Source organism: Soehngenia saccharolytica DSM 12858 (assembly GCF_059568515.1).
Genome location: NZ_JCANTN010000009.1, coordinates 1 through 18,227 on the forward strand (window position 1 = coordinate 1; position 18,227 = coordinate 18,227).

Consider the following 18,227-nt stretch of genomic DNA (forward strand, 5'->3'; position numbering starts at 1 on the left):
CATCTATTTTACTTTTTATTTCCCTTGGTTTTCTTACATCAGATCCTGCACTATTGATATATCTTTCAACTGTACGAGGATCACAATTAAATCTTCGTGCTAGTTCACTTTTATTCAATAATTTTACATCCTCCTTTATCAACTTAATTTGATTCAATACATCTTTTCGCATAATATCTCTCCTGTCAGTTAAGCTTTTTAGAAATATTATACAAGAAAAAATGTATAAATTTGTGCATTTTGAGATTCTAATTTTTCTACATTATCAGTTTATCATTTACACCATGTAAAAGTCGTATTCACGCTGCAATTCCTCCTGCGTAATCTCGTGTGCCACGGTGTTAGGTATCTTAAAATTCTCAATCTGTTTTACTTCCATTGTGATTCCTCCAGTCCGGGGAACGGTGGAAATGTTCCCTCTGCCTATAAGCGAAAAGACAGGCTGAATCGAACCCCCAAATGGGTAAAAAAATAATGCCCTTCAAGGAAAAATCCTCAAAGGGCATCGTGTTAGTTCGGAATCTTCAGTTTCCAACCGCTATAAATCACATTGGAAGTCAGTCCGTTCAGCTTTTTAATTTCAGTGTATCTGCTGCCTTTGCCGAGATATTTCACGGCAATATCCCAAAGGGTATCGCCCTTCACAACCGTATGGACACGGTAATCCGGCTCGGCTGTGCTGTCGGCAGGATAAATGGCAGTGCCGTCATTGGCAAAAACAAAAGTACCAGGGTTCTTATCTGCGGCCGCCTTTGCATTGGAAAGAATACGATATGCACCTACCTGGGATTTGCTGTCCTTCCAGGTCTTACGCACACGGTAATAACCAGTAGTCAGCTTTTCGGGATATGTCACCGTAGGCTCTGCAGGAGTTTCGGTTTCCTCCTCATCGGTAGACGCCAGGAGTTCCTTTACCTCCGCACGGAAAGTATCCATACTCTTGCCGTGTTTCGGAAACCAGTGCATTACATCACCGTGGTTAGATGCAACACCCTGCTTGTAACCCTCGGAATGGCAGATAATGTTCTGCTCGGTCAAACCATACTCCTTGCAGAGGTAGGCACAAAGTTCAGCGGCCTCACGGTACACCTTTTTGAAGTAGGCATAATCCGTAAGACCGTCCTCGCAGATTTCAAAACCGATATGCGTGTTGTTTGCACTACCCCCGGCGTGCCATCCACGATGATTCCAAGGGAGCGTCTGATAGGTTGCAATGCTACCGTCAGCCAGCTTACCGATGAAAGCATGAACGCAGACCTCTCTGCCGCCGGGATGATAAGTATTCCAGTGATTGCCGTACTGGTTCTTGCCAAGCAGACCATCATCGGGACCGACATAGCGTTTCAGATTCGGATTGTTGGCACCCGTAGAATGAACCATGATGCCCTTGACCGTGATTTTCTTGCCCGCTTTGTAGCAGGCGTTTTCCGTAAAAATAAGTTTGTGTAAGTTCATATTACTTGCCCTCGCTTTCTGTATCATCTACACGATTATGGAGCTGCTCTAAGATATCCTTCATCTTCTCCGGAATCGGCAAACCAAGGCGGGATGCGTTTTCCAAAAGGCTCACGCCCTCATTGGAGAGATAGAAGAAAATAACCGCCGTTCTGAGTACGCTGCCGTCACCGATAACATTGGCATCCAAAATGTGCGCAATGCCCACCAAAGTGAAAATCAGCACCTTACGGCAGATGCCCTTGAAGCCTACGGAACTGGACAGGTTCTTGTCCACAATGGCACACATGACTCCTGTGATGTAGTCCACAACCACGAACGCCACCAGTGCATACAGAAAACCGTCAAAGCCTCCCAAGAACCAGCCGAGCCAACCGCCAAGGGCAGTAAAAATGATTTGAATGGTGTTCCATAAATCCTTCATAGTAAAATCCTCGCTTTCATAAATTTTTGTAAAACAAAATGGCTGCCCAATCGGACAACCATCTGTAGATAACGTATTTAAGGCCGTTCATCCTCAATATTTGTGATTTTGGCCATGTAATAAACCTGTCTGAGTGTTCTTGGAAACAGCACATCAGGGTTGTTGATAATAAGATAGAGCCACGCAGAAGACACAACACTCTCCCAAACATGAAACTCCCACGGAAGTGTACCGTAGGTGGCAGTGGTATATATCACTCCTCCGGAACTGCCGTTGCATTCCTGCAGGCGAATACACTCATCCACATAGAACTTTGCCTCATCCGCGCGTCCTAACATAAGAGCAAGTGCAGCATATCCCAACGTACCCTCTGTCCACACAATGTCCGGTGCACCTGCATAATCTATCGTTCTGTCACTGTAAGGTTTGAAACCGGAAAATGTGCCATCGGATGAATATGTCATGTTGTAATAGTCCGTTTCGGAACTCATGACGATTTCCTTATCCGTGGTCAGATAGACCTCGCAGGCGGTATTAAGGCAGGTTTTGGCACAATCCGAATGCACCACAGAAAAAATGAGCATTCCTGCCCAAGTGGTACAGTCCAATGCCCATGCCTCATCCGGTTTGCCGCCGTTGATGCCTTGAAAAAATCTGCCGTTTTCAGTGTCATAGCATTTTAAGAACAACTGGTCACGTACCAATTCCGCTGCCTCTTTGTATTTCTTCTTTTTCAACACAAGGGCGCAGCCTTCCAATGCCTGCAGAGAAGAGCATTGATGCTCTACCGAACACCACTCAATCTCCACGTCGGTATAGTTGTAATCATTGTCATAAACACCATAGCCGCCTCGGAGAAGACCGTAACGAGGGTCATCCTTATTGGTTACTTGGCGAGATAACAGCCAACTGCCTCCTTTTTCTAACATCTCAAGCCATTCAGCGGTTTTATCTTTACCGTCAGTTCTTGTAAGCAAAGCATAACAAATTCCCCAGACAACCCATCCCATTGCTCCGGTACGAACATAATCGTGAAATAACTTCCCGATATAAATGTCATAGGAGAAATTCCAACTTCCGTCTGTATTCTGGTCTAACATCAGACGGTGCAGCATTTCATCCACGATGTCCCAATCACCAGAGGTGGCAAACACCAACAGCGCAAGACCCACATCATATGACCATGTACGGGAGTTCAGCATATATCCGTATGCACCGAGAGCAGTGTTACCTTCTTTGCTGAATTGCGGGTCACCCTCCGGTATCAGAAACGAAGCCGGGTATCGATACCACGCATCATAGCCGCTGCCCGTTGCTCCCACTGTAATTTCAGTATTCACATCATGAATACGAACAATCTTTTTCCCTGCAAAAGACTGCGGAAACGCAATATATCCCATAGGCATCACCTCCCGATGGAACACGAATCAATCGTTGTTCCTTCATAATCATAGGTAGTCAGCGTAATCTGATTTGTGGTAACATCCATGACCGTATACATCGGCTCTTTCTGCTCTATGACAACCTCATTCCATTCGGCAGAAGGATTATCCGGCACATGGTATTTTGAACCTGTGCAGGTAGGTGTTGTAAAGAACAGTTTACCAGGATAAGTGGTTCGGCTGAGATGATGTTCGTGTCCTGCCAGAACCATACAGATATCCGTCTGATTTACGATAAAGTCCGTCAGTCCTTCTCGCAGCGTATTCACATTGTCTGAAATACCGGACTTACTTGCAGAATACAAGCTGTGGTGCGTAAGGAGTATCGCCCACGTGTATTCATGCTCTGCCAGAGCCTTTGTAATATAGTCGATGTGGAATTGGCAGTTCGTATTATTTGTATCGATAGCAACAAAAAGGACTCCCTTATGCAGAAAGGCAAAATTGCCTCCATCTGCATTTGGAAGTCCATAATGACCGAAGAAATGCTCGTTTTTATCATGATTTCCTCGCACTGTCGCAATCGGAACGGAATGCTGTTCCGTAAACATATGATACTGCGATGTCCTCGTTAGGCCATCCGTGATAGCATCCACCTGATCACCCATACTGATGATGAGTGTCGGTAACGGGTCAAGAATCGTCTGTACACGATACCAGTTCTCAGCAGAATCTTCCGCAATAATCTGAGGGTCACCTGCAATGAGAAATCTCATATTATCCGGCACTACAAAACTCTTGGTAAGTGTTACACCGTTTTTCCCTTCAATGGTGTAGGAATACTCACCGCCAAGAGGTGCCTCCACCACCGCATGAAAGGTGTAATATCCATCCACAATATCCTCATAGGAAACTTGTTGCGAATTGCCGTTTACGGTTATCGTACAGGCATCCGTAAAATTGGTAATCCAAGTTATGATGACCTTTCCCTCAGAGGTATATGGCTGAACGATGGCATCTCTGATAAACGGCACAGGCTCCTCCGGCAGAATAATCGGATTCTCTGGCAGGTCAGCAAGTGTAACAACGCCATCATAATAAATATCCGTAGTAAACGCATCATACTCAACATCAGCGTAAATATAGAGCGTTGCAGTGTAATCTGCATACCTTGGAACGGCATTATCCAGTATCGTGTCATCCACCAACTGCGGACGGAGAGTATATGTTTCAGCATATAAAAATTCTTCCGTCGGTGCAGTTTCTCCCTCCGGTACATCAAAGATTTCCTGATTAAACAGTTCCTCGACCATACCGGGGAGATTGTCCACATCTATTACCGTGCCATCCTCGTCAAGCCAATCATAATATTTTAAGGTAAATCCTTTGATACCATTTGAACCGCCCTCATTGATAATGACATCCTGTCTGTACCAATAGGTCTGTTTCTTTGTTACCGTTCCGTTTACTCCATAATAATCCGTTTCCTTAAAATAGAGTTCACTGTGCCACGTCCCATCATCGTGAAGGGCGCAGATATTGGAACGATACTGCATATCCGTGTAGGTTGTTATCTCTACACCCATCTTTTTTGCTGCCGTATCGAGGTTTTGATGCTTTCCACTGCAAATACCTACATAGGTTTCATCGTAGAACTGGTCGCAGCAGATATAATTCGGATAATTGACTATAGCATCCTCCGGAATATCAACAGCAGCAAGCACACGGCCTGTATGCGCATCCGTATAATCTTCTTTCAGCACCGGATGAAGGGTATAGTTATTTACATTCATCTGCCTTTTGATAAACTCAATAGCCTTATCAGATGAAATCTTGTATTTCTCATCATTAAATATGCCTGCCATAAATACTCCTTTCCGGTTATTCTTCATCTGTTGGGACGGTACAGTAGAAAACAAGCAGCGTTGATGTAGTAGTATCAACTCCCGAAAGCGTTGCTCCCACATACGAACCAAATTCACTACCACTGCTACGATTAAGCGTGATGACACCTTCACTTCCATCACTCGTATGAATATGAAAGTAGGGTCTGTCATGATAGGCACGGGTAAAATAAAAAGTGCCATTCCCGATCATCTCACCAAATTCTACGGTGTATTTTGCCGTAGTATCGCGGATGTTCTGCACGGCATTGATATATTCATAAAGCGAATCGTTCAAGGTGGGGATGTACGCACCGATTGTGATTCTTACTTCCTTATGGTTAAATGGATTCCAATCCATACCAACAATTCTGCTCTCCGTCTGGATTGCCATAGGTTTGAACGCCACAATCAGTTCATCGCCGAGTTCAAGAGAACCCTTTTTATATAGCGAAATCTCATAGTTCGTAGTCTTATCAGAAACACTGTAAGAAAAGCTGATATCCTGAACGGATGCCTTCTTTACAATATCAATTGGCGTTTCGTTTCCCACATGGCCGCGAATACCAATGGTGTATCCATAATACTCGATTTCTCCCTTGGCAAGTGCTAAAAGCTGCATGATAGCAGCACGGCGGGTACATTCCTTGTTAATTCGGAGAGTGACCTCTTCCTCAATATCAACGATACCCACATTGAATGGTGTTCCCATCAAAAGAGTTTCTAAGATGCTCTTTACCGTACCGGATTGTTCAAACGCCGTAACCTTGTACTCATCGTTATTGAGAATGTAGGTGATGTGTTCTCCAGTAAACTGCGTATAACATATGCCGCCGGAAATGTTTTTCTTAAGTCCTGTAATATAGAACACAAGTCCATCCAATTCCAATCGACTGTTCACATCAACATACCCTTCCGTGGTTCTGGTAAGGAGGCTTACATCAATCGTACATTCGCCGCTTAATTTCTGCACAATGCTGCAGGAATTTACTGCCCGGTAGCTTTTAATCAAATCACCGGAAGAATTATCCTCTGCGGGTGCATAAAACTTCAGCACCGGACTCGGTGGTATTTCACGATACAACGGTTTTAGAGTTCTGTCAGAATCGATATTTCTATAGGATGAACTCCACCTAAGAAATATCATTCCTTTTATTTTCTCCGGTGTTGGAGGAATGGCATCTCCACCTTTATCCACATACTGGACAGACAAAAGGTCATCCTCGGCATAATTTAAAAATCGCACTGTGAATCCTGTAACCTCATACACAGGATTGATAGTCAAATCGGACTGCACATTGGTGTAATCAGTATCCCACTCAACAAACGTCTTACCACTGACAACTTCCGGTTCAGGAGGCACTGCATCATATGTCTGCTCGACTGTTTGTGTAGACAAAGCTGCAGTGCCATCGTGATTCATGAATATTACCGTGTACAGATTATGGTAGAGGGGTCTGACCGTCTTGTCATTCACAATATTGGTAATATCGCGATTCCAACCAATAAACACCATATTTTCAAACACTTCTGGTTTCGGTGCATATGGTGTAGCATCACCGCCCTCCGGCACATCGACAGTGCCAAGGAGGTCATCACCATCATAATTCAAAAATCGAACGGTGTAATATGTCACACCATCAAGAACATAAGACATAGGGACCTCCTTTAAACTGTACCAAGGTTACGAATGGATGCTCGGCCCTGGCTATACTGAATTTGGGAAACAATAGTTGTGATGATTTTTCCATCAATCATCAACGGCTGATTTAAGGTAAAACTTGCTGGGTTATTTGTGAATTCCATTGGCGTATGCTTATCCGCCGTGTATCCGACATCGGCAGAAAAGTCAAAGTCGGTAGGCAGTGCAGTATTCATCTCTGCTGCCAAGCCATGCATAACGCCGTTGATGTCTTCTGCCATGTGCTGTGCAGATTTTACGGCATCTTTACCGCTTGAATCAATGGCACCGGACAGACCCTTTACAAGCATTTCACCGACCCATGCCATCTCATCGGATGGAGAGTGGATTCCAAAGAAATCACAAATACCATCCCAAATGGACGAAATCCAACCGGATACTTTATTCCATAACCACGAGGCGAGGGACTGGATGCCTTGCCATAAACCACGAACAAGGTTACCTCCGACCTCTGCAAGCTGCCCGACACCTTGACCAAATGCGGATACAAGACCCGCTAAAATCTGCGGAACTACTTTCACGATTTCCACGATAATGGTAGGCAGATTTTGTACCAATGCAATGAGGAGTTTCACACCAACTTCGATAATCTGTGGGATAGCGCCAATGAAGAAATCTACAAGACTCAAGATAATTGCAGGCAACTGCTCAATCAGCACCGGAATCGCATCAAGCAGACCCTGTGCCAATCCCATAATCAACTGCAACGCTGCATCCAAAATCATCGGCAGGTTTTCAATAAGGCTCTGAACAATCGTAATCACAGCCTGCACTGCTGCAGGGATAAGTGTAGGAAGTGCCTCGCCGATGCCTTGCACCAAAGACATCACAATCTGAATGGCCGCATCAATCAGCAACGGCAGATTTTCAATCAGTGTGTTTACGATGGTCATCAGTGCATCGATTACCACGGGGATAAGTTTCGGCAGCATGGTAAGTATGGTGTTCAGCACCTGCGAAAACAGGTCAACCACGGTATCCAAAAGTGTCGGAAGAAGTTCTCCCACTGTTGCGAGCAAGGCGTTCAGAGCCGTTGGCAGTGCCGCTATAATGTTTTCGATTACAGGCGTGATGTTGGTCAGCACATCCTGGAACGCATCCACCACATTGTTGCAGAGCATTTCAATGTCTGCATCTGCATTACCGAAACCTACGATAAGGTTATCGATGGCAGCCTTCATGGAGTTCAAAGAACCCTCAATGGTGTGTTCCGCCTCTGCTGCCGTTGCACCCGCCACACCCATGCTCTCTTGAATCACATGGATGGCAGAAACCACATCGGCATAGGAACTGATATCATACTCAATACCGGAAATCGCCTGTGCATCGGCAAGCAGACGTTCCATTTCAGTCTTGGTGCCTCCGTAGCCGAGTTTCAAGTTGTCCAGCATCGTGTAGTTCTGCTTGGCAAAACCCTGGTAGGCGTTCTGGATGAGTCCGATGTCCGTACCCATCTTATTGGCATTATCCGCCATATCGGTAATAGCCATATCCGCATACTTTACTGCCGCCTCAGTATCTCCTCCAAGGGAAGAAATAAGGGATGCGGAAAAAGAGGTAACCGTGGACATATAGTCATTTGCCGACATACCCGCAGTTTTGTAGGCATTATTGGCGTATTCCTGCAAAGATGCAGAGGAATCCTTGAACAGCGTGTCGATACCACCGACCAACTGCTCATACTCGCCGTATGCTTCTACTACTGCTTTTCCAAGGGAAACTGCGGCGGCAGCGGCAGCCGTAACCACCGCACCCATTGCAACGCCCACGGTTTTCAGAGTGCCGCCAAGTTTTGAGAATTTACCCTCGGAGTCATCGGCAGCATCTCCGGCATCATCGAGTTCTTCTTCCAGATCATCCGCAGCATCGGCGGCATCGTCCATTTCACGTTCGGCCTCATCCAGGGCAGTGTTATTACGGTCAAGTTCACGCTCCATATCATTGAGCGCCGCCGTAGCGTTATTAAGCTGAATCTGCCACTGCTGTGTCCTTCGGTCATTTTCTCCGAAAGACTCGGAGGCATTGGCAAGTGCCTGCCGCAAGGTTTCGATTTTCTGTTTCTGTGCCTCGATTTCCTTATTCAGCACCTGATTCCTTGCGGTCAGTGCCTGCACGGAATTATCGTTTTTGTCGAACTGTGAAGTAACAACCTTCATTTCCGACCCCAGAACCTTAAAGGACTGGTTGATTTCGGACAATGCTTTCTTAAATTCTTTTTCGCCCTCAAGGCCAATCTTCAGACCAAAATCATCCGCCATCAAACCACCTCCTTAGATTCCGTCCGGAATGATATCGTCAATGAAATATTCTCGTTTCGGTTTTGCTGCACCCGTGTACTGCTTGTGGCATTCCCACAGGTCCATTAGCAAGCCAAACGGCATCAGCCACACCTCATCCATTGACAGATGAAGCTGACTGATGCCGTAATATAAAAGTCGAGTAAATAACTCTTCGTCACTTACCCGACCGCCGCGTTTTTTGAGTTGTCCTCACTTTGGATGTTACGCTTGGTACCCTTATACAGAGCCTCGGTAATGGCAGCCTTGTAATCTGCCAGATCCAAAGGTGTGGTCAGAAGTTCCACCATCTCCTCGGTAAGGACTTCTTTCTTGTCATCCTTGTTTTTCAGGTTGTGGACAAGGATGGACTGGTTTGCCAGAAGCGTAATCAGCCATACGATTTCACCGATTGCCATCTCGAAGTTCTCGGATTTCATCAGCTTGTCGCCAAGGTTCTCCAAACCGCCGTAGCGTCCTGCGATTTCCCTGGTAGCCTTGGTAGTGAGGAGCAGCGTATACTCGTCACCGCCGATATTGATAATTGCAGAGCGTTCTTTATCCATGTGTCATATCCTCCTTATTCAGCCGCCTCTGTAGCATAGGAAGGTTCATATACTTCCGTATACCAGTTTGTGATGATTTCCGAAGTCACTGCAGCATCACCCTCCGTAACCTCTGCCTTCCAGGGATGCTTGCCCTTGCCGTCCACCTTGTTACGGCGCAGAATCGTACCCTCGATGGTAGGTGTAGAGAATGTAATGCTGTCACCCTTGGTAGCAAGGTTGGTGGCAGGGATGCCAAACTTCACGCGGTAGAGCCAGTAATACTTGTATTTGCCGTTGGATTTCTTTGCACGGAAACCGACAGCCACAGGCTCTCCGCCGTCCTCACTTGCAGACACCACAACACCGTTTGCATCGATAGTCGCACCGGTAAGGTCGGATGCCACAGAAGCACCGATATCATCCACGCCCAGTGAAAGGGTGCCGTTCTTAAATTCCTTCACGATTTCCGATGCGCCGTCATCGGCATAAAGGGTTGCCTCGGCAAGTTCTACCGAGAGATCGGCGTTCATAGCCTTTGCCAGTTGCACCGGAGTGCCGTAGGTTTCATCCCCGGCATCATCTTCGGTGATTTTGGCATAAAAAAGTTTATCAAGACCGATAGTAGCCATTGTTTATTCCTCCATTTCATAGTGTTTCGCCACATCCACGTTGTAATGGAAGTAGCCTGTTTCGGTTTCATAACCGATATATCTGCGGTCGGTTATGGTAAAATCCGCACCAAGCAAGGCACGGACGATTGCATTTTTGTCTTTAGTGTAGCTGCCTTTGGCATACAGAGAAATTCGTGCCTCCTGGATATCACAACCGGGAGTATTGTCTGCATGAAGTTCAAAGCTGTCTGCCATAGGAACTACCACGATATATTTATCCGGAGCCTCATCCTTAAAGACGCCCGTTTCAAGCGGAACGCCTAACGGCTCAAGGGTTGCATTGATATCTGACAGCACACTCACAGTTTTCTGACCTCCTCCTCGAATTTATTCTGCATTGCACTGATACAGGCAGCACGGGATGCTGTCTTTGCGGGTTTCATAAAAGGTTTGGCAGGCTGGCCGTGTTTGCCGTATTCGATGATGTTCGCCAGTTTTGCATTGCTAATGCCGTCACTGCGGGGTTCGGCAAAGCCGACTTTGATGTTGTGATTGCCGTTTTTGTCCATCTTCACAGAAGACAATCCGAGTGCGCCCTCCAACTCTCCCGTGGAACGGGACTCATACTTTGTGCCGCTGCCTACCACAGAAGAAAGGTTGCTCTGTGCCTTGGCAAGGACAATCTCGGCTCCGGCTTCAAGCACTTTCTGTGCAACAGGGTCAAAGTCCGAGCCGAGCCTTGAAATACGCTCCAGAAAGTCCTCCGGCATTTTGATATCCACTTTAGCCACTGGTCGACACCACCTTTTTCGCAAGCACCTCCACATACATCCCACGCCCTTTGACATCTTCCACGGACGTAATTTCAAAACGCCCGTCCTCACAGACCAAGATATGGTCGGTGGTAATCTCAAGACCGGGAATGACACGGAGGCGGAATAGGTCGGTTGCCTCGGAGAATGCAGCGAGGTTTGCCCAACGCTCACTCCCGTGGCGGCCTTCCCTGTAAACACGGACAGAGGCGAGGATTTCATCTGTCGTAGAGGAGAAACCCTCGCTGTCCTTTACCTTTTTTGTGATGACAATGTCAGCAAAGCCATTCATTTTTCCGAAACTCATATCACACCTTCCAATCTCGGTCGAGCCTGAGAAGAAGGTTGACCGTATTCCATACCTGCTGACCCGCCTGAACATTATCGGCAAAGAAACCGCCCGTAGAGCCGTCCCTGGATTCATAGAAATGCGATGCCAGCATAACCACTGCCTGTTCGGTAGTGGCGGGCATCGCATTTTCCGTATAATATCCTGCCGCAATGTGCTGATAGCTTTCCGCATAGGAAACGGCGGCAGTGATGAACCTTTCAATCAGTCCATCATCCACCGAATGCTCCAGTATCAGATTTTCCTTAACCTTCGTCAGAAGTTCACTCATCACTGCCACCTCCCATCTTAGGCAGTAGCCATAGTGAGCAGTTTTACTGCTTCAGGCAGTACCAACTTGCCGTCCACACGCTCCTTGGCAACAAAGCCGACCATACCGTTTCCGGCGAAGAGTTCCTTCAGTTCCGCAAAGGAACGGGTACCACGGTCACCGATGTTGTAGTAGCTGTAGTCACCGAAGGCAATGGCAGGCATACCTGCAGTGATAACAGGGAAATAAGGAGAAGTATGCACCTCATAACCCAACAGTCTGCCAGGCTCTCCCGCCTGAACGGAATCCTGCCAGAGGTAGCGGCCGTTCTTGTCGGTCAACTTACGGATAGCAGCCAAGGTCTGGTCATTACAGATAAACTTGGCATTCTTACGGTAAGGACGCTTGAGGGAGTACACAAGGTCGATGAGTTCATCGGCAGTGATATCCGTTGCAGATGCGGCAGTGACACCGATTTCCGCACCGCCCTCAGATGCAAGCAGACCCAAAGGCTGACCCACGCCGGTACCGTTGAGGAAGGCATCCTCTTCCGCATTGGCGAGAGCCTTTGCAAACTGACGGAGAATATACTTCTCAAGACCGAATGCATTGTCATACAGAAGTTCCTCGGTAACCTTAACAGCAACATGGAGCTTGTGGGCATCCAGGTTGATCTGGGCGAACTTTGCATCACCCCAGGTAAGTTCCTCGCCCTCGTCAATCCACGCTGCCGCAGGCTTGGTGGCTGCGATGTTGATTTTACGCTCACCACTGGTAGTGATGGTGTGACCCAGCTTACGGAAGATGTTCTCTTCCTCCAAAGCCTCAATCAGGCGGGAATCGTACTCTTCGGGAACAAGGTAACCACCGTCAGCGTCAATTCCCTCGGACAAAACATTGCTGACCTGTCGGAAGTTGGTACGGAGTGCCTTAAGCATACCGTCCTTGTAAGCATCAGAAGCACGTCCGGTCTTTGCCTTCTGACCGTCCATAGCCTTGCCGTTCATAGGCTTTTCAGTGATGGGAGCAGAGGTAGGTTTGGAAAGCTGTGCATCCATAGCTGCCATCGCCTCCATACGCTCAATTTCAGCACCGAAGTCCTGAACCTTCTTCTCCATCTGTGCATAGGTCTTTGCATCCTCATCGGAAAGCAGACCGTCCTTGTCGCGCTTGGTTTCCACAAAAGCCTTTGCAGCCTGCCAAGCCTGGTTACGCTTTTCGCGCAGTTCGTTAATAGTCATAATAAATTACCTCCAATTATTGATAAGATTTAGCCTTGCCATAAGGTCATCAGCTTTGGTTTTACGGGTTGGTTCGGACTTGATTGCACACTTGGCTGCAACCTTGTCCATGAGAGAATTGACCACATTTGCCTTGGAATAAAGCATGGAAACCGCAGGGGATTCCATATCCTCGGCACCGCCCACACGCTGCATGATTTCATCTGCAAAGCCGAGTTCCACGGCCTTGTTTGCATCCATCCATGTTTCAGCATCCATAAGGTGGGACAGCTTTGTGCGGGACAATCCTGTCTTGATTTCATAGGCATTTATGATGGAATCCTTCACGCTTGCCAGCATTTCAATGGCTTTCTGCATTTCCGCAGAGTCGCCGAAAGCAACGGTCATAGGGTTGTGAATCATCATCATGGACACAGGGGACATCAGCACCTTTGTGCCTGCCATCGCAATCACGGATGCTGCGGAGGCAGCGATACCGTCAATCTTGACCGTGACATTACCCTTGTATTCCATCAGCATATTGTAGATTTGGGCGGCCGCCACGCAGTCACCGCCGGGCGAGTTAATCCAAACGGTAATATCACCGGAACCTGCATTCAGTTCTTCCTTGAAAAGCTGTGGTGTGACATCATCATCAAACCAGCTTTCTTCTGCGATTGTTCCGTTCAGAAACAGTGTCCTCGCCTCCGGCATCGTTTCCGTCTGTGCCTGGTTCTTCCACTTCCAGAACTTTTTCATCGGGGTTTTCCTCCTTTCCGTCATTGTCAGTTGTATTTGCAAAAGCACCCGCATCTTTCAGAGGGAGCATATTGCCGTTGATAAGGTAAAGGTCACCGCCTTCTTCCGCAGGGATGCGGTCAAGGTTTTCCAGTTCACGGATATCATTTGCAGACATCCAACCGTTCTGGCGACCGATGGCGTAACCGTTCATACGGCTTTGGTAATCGCCACGGAGCAGACCTTCCAGATTGAATTTCACGAAATAATCCTTCTTTTCCGTATTGGAAAGCAATGCCCTCATAATGGACTGCTCCCAACGGATGACCCACGGGTCCAAGGTGTATTTCACAAATTCAAGGGACTGCTGCTCAATATTAGAAAAGCTCGACTTCTCAAGGTCGCCCACCATATGGGGAGGTACTCTGAAAATTCGAGCAATTTCATTGATTTGGAACTTCCTTGTTTCAAGAAACTGTGCCTGTTCCGGTGAAATGGAAATCGGTGTGTACTTCATTCCTTCTTCGAGGACAGCCACCTTGTTGGAATTGGAACTGCCACCAAAGGCAGCCTGCCAACTTTCCCTGACCCTCTGTGGGTCTTTGATAGCACCCGGATGTTCCAGAACACCACCAGGGGTTGCACCGTTGGCGAAGAACTTGGCACCGTACTCCTCACAGGCAATTGCCATGCCGATGGCGTTCTTTGCCATAGCAATCGGAGAATATCCCACCAACCCGTCAAAGCCGAGTCCGGGAATGTGAAGCACATCAGAAGGCTGCAGCGTTACTGCAAATTCTTTGTTTTTAATGGCTTCATCAGAGCCACGGTAATAGGTGTAGTACAGATGCCCATTCTCATCCCTGTCCACTGACATCTTGTTTGGCATCAGCGGATAAAGGGCAACAACCTCATTCTTGCCGTTACGTATAATCTGGGCATAAGCATTGCCCCACAAAAGCAGATGGGTCATAAGGGTTTCTCGGAATACGAAAGAACTCATTTCCGGATTCGGCTCATCGTGAAGCAGTCGGTAAAGCGGATGGTCGATGGCTTTTTCCTTGCCGCCGTCATCGTTATATTTGTAAAGATGTAAAGGCAAACCCGCCACTGCCTCCGCAAGAATACGGACACAGGAATACACTGCCGTCATCTGCATGGCAGAACGCTCGGTTACTGCCTTGCCGGAAGTTGTACCACCCATATAAAAAGTGTAGGCACTGCCTGCCGTTCTGTTTTGGGGCTTATCTCTCGACTTAAACATTCCCGTAAAAATACCCATATCAAATCACGCTCCTTCCTAAATAAACAAAATGCCACGGTCATCGTAAACCGAAGCACTGTTGGTGTTGCCACAGCGGATTGCACGGTCGAGTGCCATAATCGTGGCAACGGCACCGTCAATCTTTTCTGTGGATTTGGCTTTATCTGCTTTGATGTTTCCGGCAGGGTCGGTTTTGATGTAGATGTTATCCATCATCCACCTAAGAACCAGATGCCCACCGTGAGCCAGTTTTTTCTCCAGCGCAAGTTTCATCAGTTCTTTGGTCGGCGGGGACATATCTTTGTACCCCTGCCCAAAAGGAACTACCGTAAATCCCATACCCTCAAGGTTCTGCACCATTTGAACAGCGCCCCAACGGTCATATGCGATTTCACGGATGTTGTATTTCTCACCCAGGGACTCGATAAATTTCTCGATGTAGCCGTAATGGACTACATTGCCCTCGGTGGTCATAAGCAAATCCTGTCGTTCCCAAATGTCATACGGCACATGGTCACGGCGAACACGCAGGTCAATGTTATCTTCCGGTATCCAGAAATACGGCAGAATGATATATTTATCATCCTCATCTTCCGGTGGGAACACCAACACGAATGCCGTGATATCCGTAGTGCTTGAAAGGTCAAGGCCGCCGTAGCAGACACGGCCTTCCAGTTCGGATTTGTCGGTTGGAAACGCACAGGCATCCCACACCGCCATCGGCATCCAACGGACAACCTGTTTTACCCACTGATTCAGCCTTAACTGACGGAAGGCATTCTCCTCGCCGGGGTTCTGCTTTGCCTGTTCGCAGGCTTGCTGCACTTTGTCGATACCAACCGTTACCCCAAGGGACGGATTGGCTTTTTTCCATACTTCCGGGTCAGTCCAGTCATCATCATCCTCTGCACCATAAATCACAGGGTAGAAGGTAGGGTCAACTTTTCGCCCTTCGATGATGTCCTTTGCCTTTTGGTGGGTTTCGTAGCAGATGGACTGCGTATCGTTTCCCGCCGTGGTGATCAGGAAGTAAAGTGGCTGCATTCTTGCGTCACCGGAACCCTTGGTCATAACATCAAACAGTTTTCGATTCGGCTGGGTATGCAACTCATCAAAAATAACGCCGTGGGTATTGAAACCATGCTTGTTGGCTACATCCGCCGACAGAGCCTTGTATTTACTGCCCGTCGGGTTGTAGGTCATGGTCTTCTGGCTTGCCTGGATGGTCATCTTATTTTTAAGCAGTGGACTTCGCCTTACCATTTCCAAAGCAACATCAAATACAATTCGTGCCTGGTCTTTATCCGCAGCACAGCCGTACACTTCTGCACCCGGCTCAAAGTCAGCACACAAAAGATACAACGCCACTGCCGCCGCCAGTTCCGATTTGCCTTGTTTCTTTGGGATTTCGATATAGGCTGTGTTGAACTGCCTGTATCCGTTTGGTTTTAGGACACCGAAGATATCTCGAATAATCTGCTCCTGCCAGTCAATCAGTTCAAATGGCTTTCCATCCCATGTACCTTTGGTGTGACAGCAGAATTTTTCGATAAAGCATACTGCGTGGTCGGCGGCATCCTTATCGTAATAACTGCCCTCCGCCATAAAGCGGGTTGGCTTATAGTTTTTCAGTTTTCTCAAATGCCGTCACCTCCTCAAAAATGGCATAAAAAATAGCCGCCACCATATTCGGTGCGACTTTGCGTATACGAGGAACAGAGCCTCTCGGCTCCGTCCTGCCTTTACAGGATTTTTAATTGTGTTCGTTCAGCAAAATGCAAAGGGCAAGGTTTGCTTCTTCGGTTGCAGGCTCGATGTCCCAACCTCTGTCATAGTTGGCAATGACCTCACCATTCAGTTTCAGCATCAGCTTGCTGATTTTTCCGCCGTTGATACCGAACTGGCTGCCTTCCTCATAAACCTTTATCCAGTAGTGGACTGCCTTGTAACCGCCGTCCTTTTGCGGGATGCCGATTGTTCCTTCTTTCCACATAGTCAGTCCTCCATTTCGCCTGTCAGAATAAAGTGGGTGTATTCCTTACGGTGTTCCTCAAGGTATACCACCAATTCGTAAAAATGCATCTCGTTGGCAATGTACTGCACCATCGGAACATCAAACATATTGGTGCGTCCGGTTGCTCGGATGGCGAGTATCTGTTCCTTGATTTTATTCATCGGTGCAGACCTCCTTGCCCATAAGCAGTTCAGTGTAAATCTTGGTATAGCGTTCACACTCGCTGCCCTCTGACCCTGCAATGGCACGAAGGTAGAAGTCGGCAGCCTCTTTTCTGCTGTCCCAAACCTCGGTGCTGCCGTAGCAGGTAATGGTCACTGCATCCAGTTTTCGACAACTATCGACACCGTACACCACATTCAAGCCGGAGCCGTTATCCCAACGAACCATGATGGAGGCAGTATCATCCACACCTCGAACCGTACCCTTCGTGCCAATGGGTGGTGCCTGCATATCTTCCATCTGCACCAGTTCCACACGGCAGCCTACAGGGTAGGCTTTGCGTACACGCTCGACTGTTTCTTTATTCGGAAATCTCATGCTTGACACCTCCTTTGAAAGCACTGCTGCCGGAAAGGTTGCGGAGCAGAATTTTTCGCTCGGTCTTGTATTCGTTTCCGATAAAGCCGAGGCGGAGGAGAAAACAGCGGAATGCGTATTTCTCGTTGTCCACCGCTTTTTCCGTAGCATTGATGCGTTTCTGATTTTTACTCATTTCGCAAAGGGCAGCAATGAAGTGGCTGTAAGCCTTGACCTCGTCGGCATCCAACTCACCTTCGAACCAAGGGAAGGAAACCCTGTCCTCGCCGATTTCGATTGGTGTTGCCGAAATGCCCAACGCCTTCTTAATAAGACCGCCCTTGGCATCCAGAAGGTTTGTAAGGTTACCGACCGCAACCTTATCAAGAGGAATCGCCACCGTAAGCCCCACCGTTTCGCCCTGTGGCTCGTTTTCATAAGGGGTAAGGTAATCCGGCGGGCAATCTTCCATCGGCTCTTCTTCGGAAATTACAGGCTCCTGCTGTTCGCTGTCATACTCTGAGATGTCACTTTCAAACCCCTCATCGTAAAGATGCTCCAGAAGTCTTTCGATGACCTCACTGTCTGCCATATCATCAAACAGCAGGTTGCCTTCCTTGTCGATTGTGAAGTAGTCCACTTCGTATGCGCAGGTGGGAACTCCCTTGTACCTGCAGTCTGCCTCAAGCCATGTGGCTATGGTCTGTGCCAGTTCCTTGCGTTTTTTACCTGGAACATTGTAATGAATTCTCATTGTGAGTACCTCCTTTATTTTCGGTA

Annotated in this window: 20 protein-coding genes; all 20 read right to left on the bottom strand. The window is 47.6% G+C overall.

Annotated elements, in window-relative coordinates; all coding sequences use genetic code 11:
- Positions 1-510: 510 nt before the first annotated feature.
- A complete protein-coding gene (locus BO51_RS03815) occupies positions 511-1,455 on the bottom strand; it encodes an N-acetylmuramoyl-L-alanine amidase (protein ID WP_496484140.1) in 945 nt (314 codons plus the stop codon).
- A gap of 1 nt (position 1,456) precedes the next feature.
- Positions 1,457-1,879 carry a phage holin family protein gene (locus tag BO51_RS03820; protein WP_496484142.1) on the bottom strand — a complete coding sequence of 141 codons (423 nt, stop codon included), beginning with the start codon at positions 1,877-1,879 and terminating at the stop codon, positions 1,457-1,459.
- Positions 1,880-1,956: 77 nt separating this feature from the next.
- Positions 1,957-3,279 (bottom strand): hypothetical protein, encoded by a 1,323-nt coding sequence (locus BO51_RS03825; RefSeq protein ID WP_496484144.1) that lies wholly within the window; start codon positions 3,277-3,279, stop codon positions 1,957-1,959.
- A 5-nt stretch (positions 3,280-3,284) separates the two neighbouring features.
- Positions 3,285-5,126, bottom strand: a complete 1,842-nt coding sequence (locus BO51_RS03830) for a metallophosphoesterase family protein (protein ID WP_496484146.1) — start codon at positions 5,124-5,126, stop codon at positions 3,285-3,287.
- A 16-nt stretch (positions 5,127-5,142) separates the two neighbouring features.
- Positions 5,143-6,801 carry an InlB B-repeat-containing protein gene (locus tag BO51_RS03835; RefSeq protein ID WP_496484148.1) on the bottom strand — a complete coding sequence of 553 codons (1,659 nt, stop codon included), beginning with the start codon at positions 6,799-6,801 and terminating at the stop codon, positions 5,143-5,145.
- Between the two features lie 11 nt (positions 6,802-6,812).
- A complete protein-coding gene (locus BO51_RS03840) occupies positions 6,813-9,104 on the bottom strand; it encodes a phage tail protein (RefSeq protein ID WP_496484149.1) in 2,292 nt (763 codons plus the stop codon).
- Positions 9,105-9,304: 200 nt separating this feature from the next.
- Positions 9,305-9,688 carry a hypothetical protein gene (locus BO51_RS03845; RefSeq protein WP_496484151.1) on the bottom strand — a complete coding sequence of 128 codons (384 nt, stop codon included), beginning with the start codon at positions 9,686-9,688 and terminating at the stop codon, positions 9,305-9,307.
- A gap of 14 nt (positions 9,689-9,702) precedes the next feature.
- Positions 9,703-10,299, bottom strand: coding sequence for a major tail protein (locus tag BO51_RS03850; protein WP_496484153.1), 597 nt, complete (start codon positions 10,297-10,299; stop codon positions 9,703-9,705).
- 3 nt (positions 10,300-10,302) lie between these two features.
- Entirely contained in the window at positions 10,303-10,644 is a 342-nt protein-coding gene (locus BO51_RS03855; RefSeq protein ID WP_496484155.1) for a hypothetical protein, read from the bottom strand.
- Complete coding sequence (locus BO51_RS03860; protein WP_496484157.1) at positions 10,641-11,072, bottom strand: HK97-gp10 family putative phage morphogenesis protein; 432 nt, start codon at positions 11,070-11,072, stop codon at positions 10,641-10,643. Before BO51_RS03860 ends, BO51_RS03855 begins: the two co-directional genes overlap by 4 nt.
- The gene (locus tag BO51_RS03865; RefSeq protein WP_496484159.1) at positions 11,065-11,400 is read right to left on the bottom strand and encodes a head-tail adaptor protein; all 336 of its coding nucleotides are present in this window, start codon (positions 11,398-11,400) and stop codon (positions 11,065-11,067) included. Before BO51_RS03865 ends, BO51_RS03860 begins: the two co-directional genes overlap by 8 nt.
- Before the next feature lies 1 nt (position 11,401).
- Entirely contained in the window at positions 11,402-11,713 is a 312-nt protein-coding gene (locus BO51_RS03870; protein WP_496484161.1) for a head-tail connector protein, read from the bottom strand.
- 17 nt (positions 11,714-11,730) lie between these two features.
- Positions 11,731-12,933: a phage major capsid protein gene (locus BO51_RS03875; RefSeq protein ID WP_496484163.1), complete on the bottom strand. Its 1,203-nt coding sequence runs from the start codon at positions 12,931-12,933 to the stop codon at positions 11,731-11,733.
- Positions 12,934-12,939: 6 nt separating this feature from the next.
- Positions 12,940-13,671 carry a head maturation protease, ClpP-related gene (locus BO51_RS03880; protein ID WP_496484165.1) on the bottom strand — a complete coding sequence of 244 codons (732 nt, stop codon included), beginning with the start codon at positions 13,669-13,671 and terminating at the stop codon, positions 12,940-12,942.
- Entirely contained in the window at positions 13,568-14,932 is a 1,365-nt protein-coding gene (locus BO51_RS03885; protein WP_496484167.1) for a phage portal protein, read from the bottom strand. Before BO51_RS03885 ends, BO51_RS03880 begins: the two co-directional genes overlap by 104 nt.
- Before the next feature lie 18 nt (positions 14,933-14,950).
- Positions 14,951-16,555, bottom strand: a complete 1,605-nt coding sequence (locus tag BO51_RS03890) for a terminase large subunit (protein WP_496484169.1) — start codon at positions 16,553-16,555, stop codon at positions 14,951-14,953.
- A gap of 112 nt (positions 16,556-16,667) precedes the next feature.
- Positions 16,668-16,907, bottom strand: a complete 240-nt coding sequence (locus tag BO51_RS03895; RefSeq protein WP_044036342.1) for a DUF7678 domain-containing protein — start codon at positions 16,905-16,907, stop codon at positions 16,668-16,670.
- Positions 16,908-16,909: 2 nt separating this feature from the next.
- On the bottom strand, positions 16,910-17,089 hold the full coding sequence (locus tag BO51_RS03900; protein ID WP_044036341.1) for a DUF5049 domain-containing protein: 180 nt from the start codon (positions 17,087-17,089) through the stop codon (positions 16,910-16,912).
- Entirely contained in the window at positions 17,082-17,468 is a 387-nt protein-coding gene (locus tag BO51_RS03905) for a DUF4314 domain-containing protein (protein WP_496484172.1), read from the bottom strand. The genes BO51_RS03900 and BO51_RS03905 overlap by 8 nt, the downstream gene beginning before the upstream one ends.
- Complete coding sequence (locus BO51_RS03910; protein ID WP_496484174.1) at positions 17,452-18,201, bottom strand: virulence protein; 750 nt, start codon at positions 18,199-18,201, stop codon at positions 17,452-17,454. Before BO51_RS03910 ends, BO51_RS03905 begins: the two co-directional genes overlap by 17 nt.
- Positions 18,202-18,227 lie beyond the last annotated feature (26 nt).

Coding starts and splice junctions, on each gene's coding strand:
- BO51_RS03910 (WP_496484174.1), bottom strand. CDS start 18,201: ATGAGAATTCATTACAATGTTCCAGGTAAAAAACGCAAGGAACTGGCA.
- BO51_RS03820 (WP_496484142.1), bottom strand. CDS start 1,879: ATGAAGGATTTATGGAACACCATTCAAATCATTTTTACTGCCCTTGGC.
- BO51_RS03850 (WP_496484153.1), bottom strand. CDS start 10,299: ATGGCTACTATCGGTCTTGATAAACTTTTTTATGCCAAAATCACCGAA.
- BO51_RS03875 (WP_496484163.1), bottom strand. CDS start 12,933: ATGACTATTAACGAACTGCGCGAAAAGCGTAACCAGGCTTGGCAGGCT.
- BO51_RS03885 (WP_496484167.1), bottom strand. CDS start 14,932: ATGGGTATTTTTACGGGAATGTTTAAGTCGAGAGATAAGCCCCAAAAC.
- BO51_RS03825 (WP_496484144.1), bottom strand. CDS start 3,279: ATGGGATATATTGCGTTTCCGCAGTCTTTTGCAGGGAAAAAGATTGTT.
- BO51_RS03840 (WP_496484149.1), bottom strand. CDS start 9,104: ATGGCGGATGATTTTGGTCTGAAGATTGGCCTTGAGGGCGAAAAAGAA.
- BO51_RS03835 (WP_496484148.1), bottom strand. CDS start 6,801: ATGTCTTATGTTCTTGATGGTGTGACATATTACACCGTTCGATTTTTG.
- BO51_RS03865 (WP_496484159.1), bottom strand. CDS start 11,400: ATGAGTTTCGGAAAAATGAATGGCTTTGCTGACATTGTCATCACAAAA.
- BO51_RS03880 (WP_496484165.1), bottom strand. CDS start 13,671: ATGAAAAAGTTCTGGAAGTGGAAGAACCAGGCACAGACGGAAACGATG.
- BO51_RS03905 (WP_496484172.1), bottom strand. CDS start 17,468: ATGAGATTTCCGAATAAAGAAACAGTCGAGCGTGTACGCAAAGCCTAC.
- BO51_RS03900 (WP_044036341.1), bottom strand. CDS start 17,089: ATGAATAAAATCAAGGAACAGATACTCGCCATCCGAGCAACCGGACGC.
- BO51_RS03815 (WP_496484140.1), bottom strand. CDS start 1,455: ATGAACTTACACAAACTTATTTTTACGGAAAACGCCTGCTACAAAGCG.
- BO51_RS03845 (WP_496484151.1), bottom strand. CDS start 9,688: ATGGATAAAGAACGCTCTGCAATTATCAATATCGGCGGTGACGAGTAT.
- BO51_RS03830 (WP_496484146.1), bottom strand. CDS start 5,126: ATGGCAGGCATATTTAATGATGAGAAATACAAGATTTCATCTGATAAG.
- BO51_RS03870 (WP_496484161.1), bottom strand. CDS start 11,713: ATGAGTGAACTTCTGACGAAGGTTAAGGAAAATCTGATACTGGAGCAT.
- BO51_RS03895 (WP_044036342.1), bottom strand. CDS start 16,907: ATGTGGAAAGAAGGAACAATCGGCATCCCGCAAAAGGACGGCGGTTAC.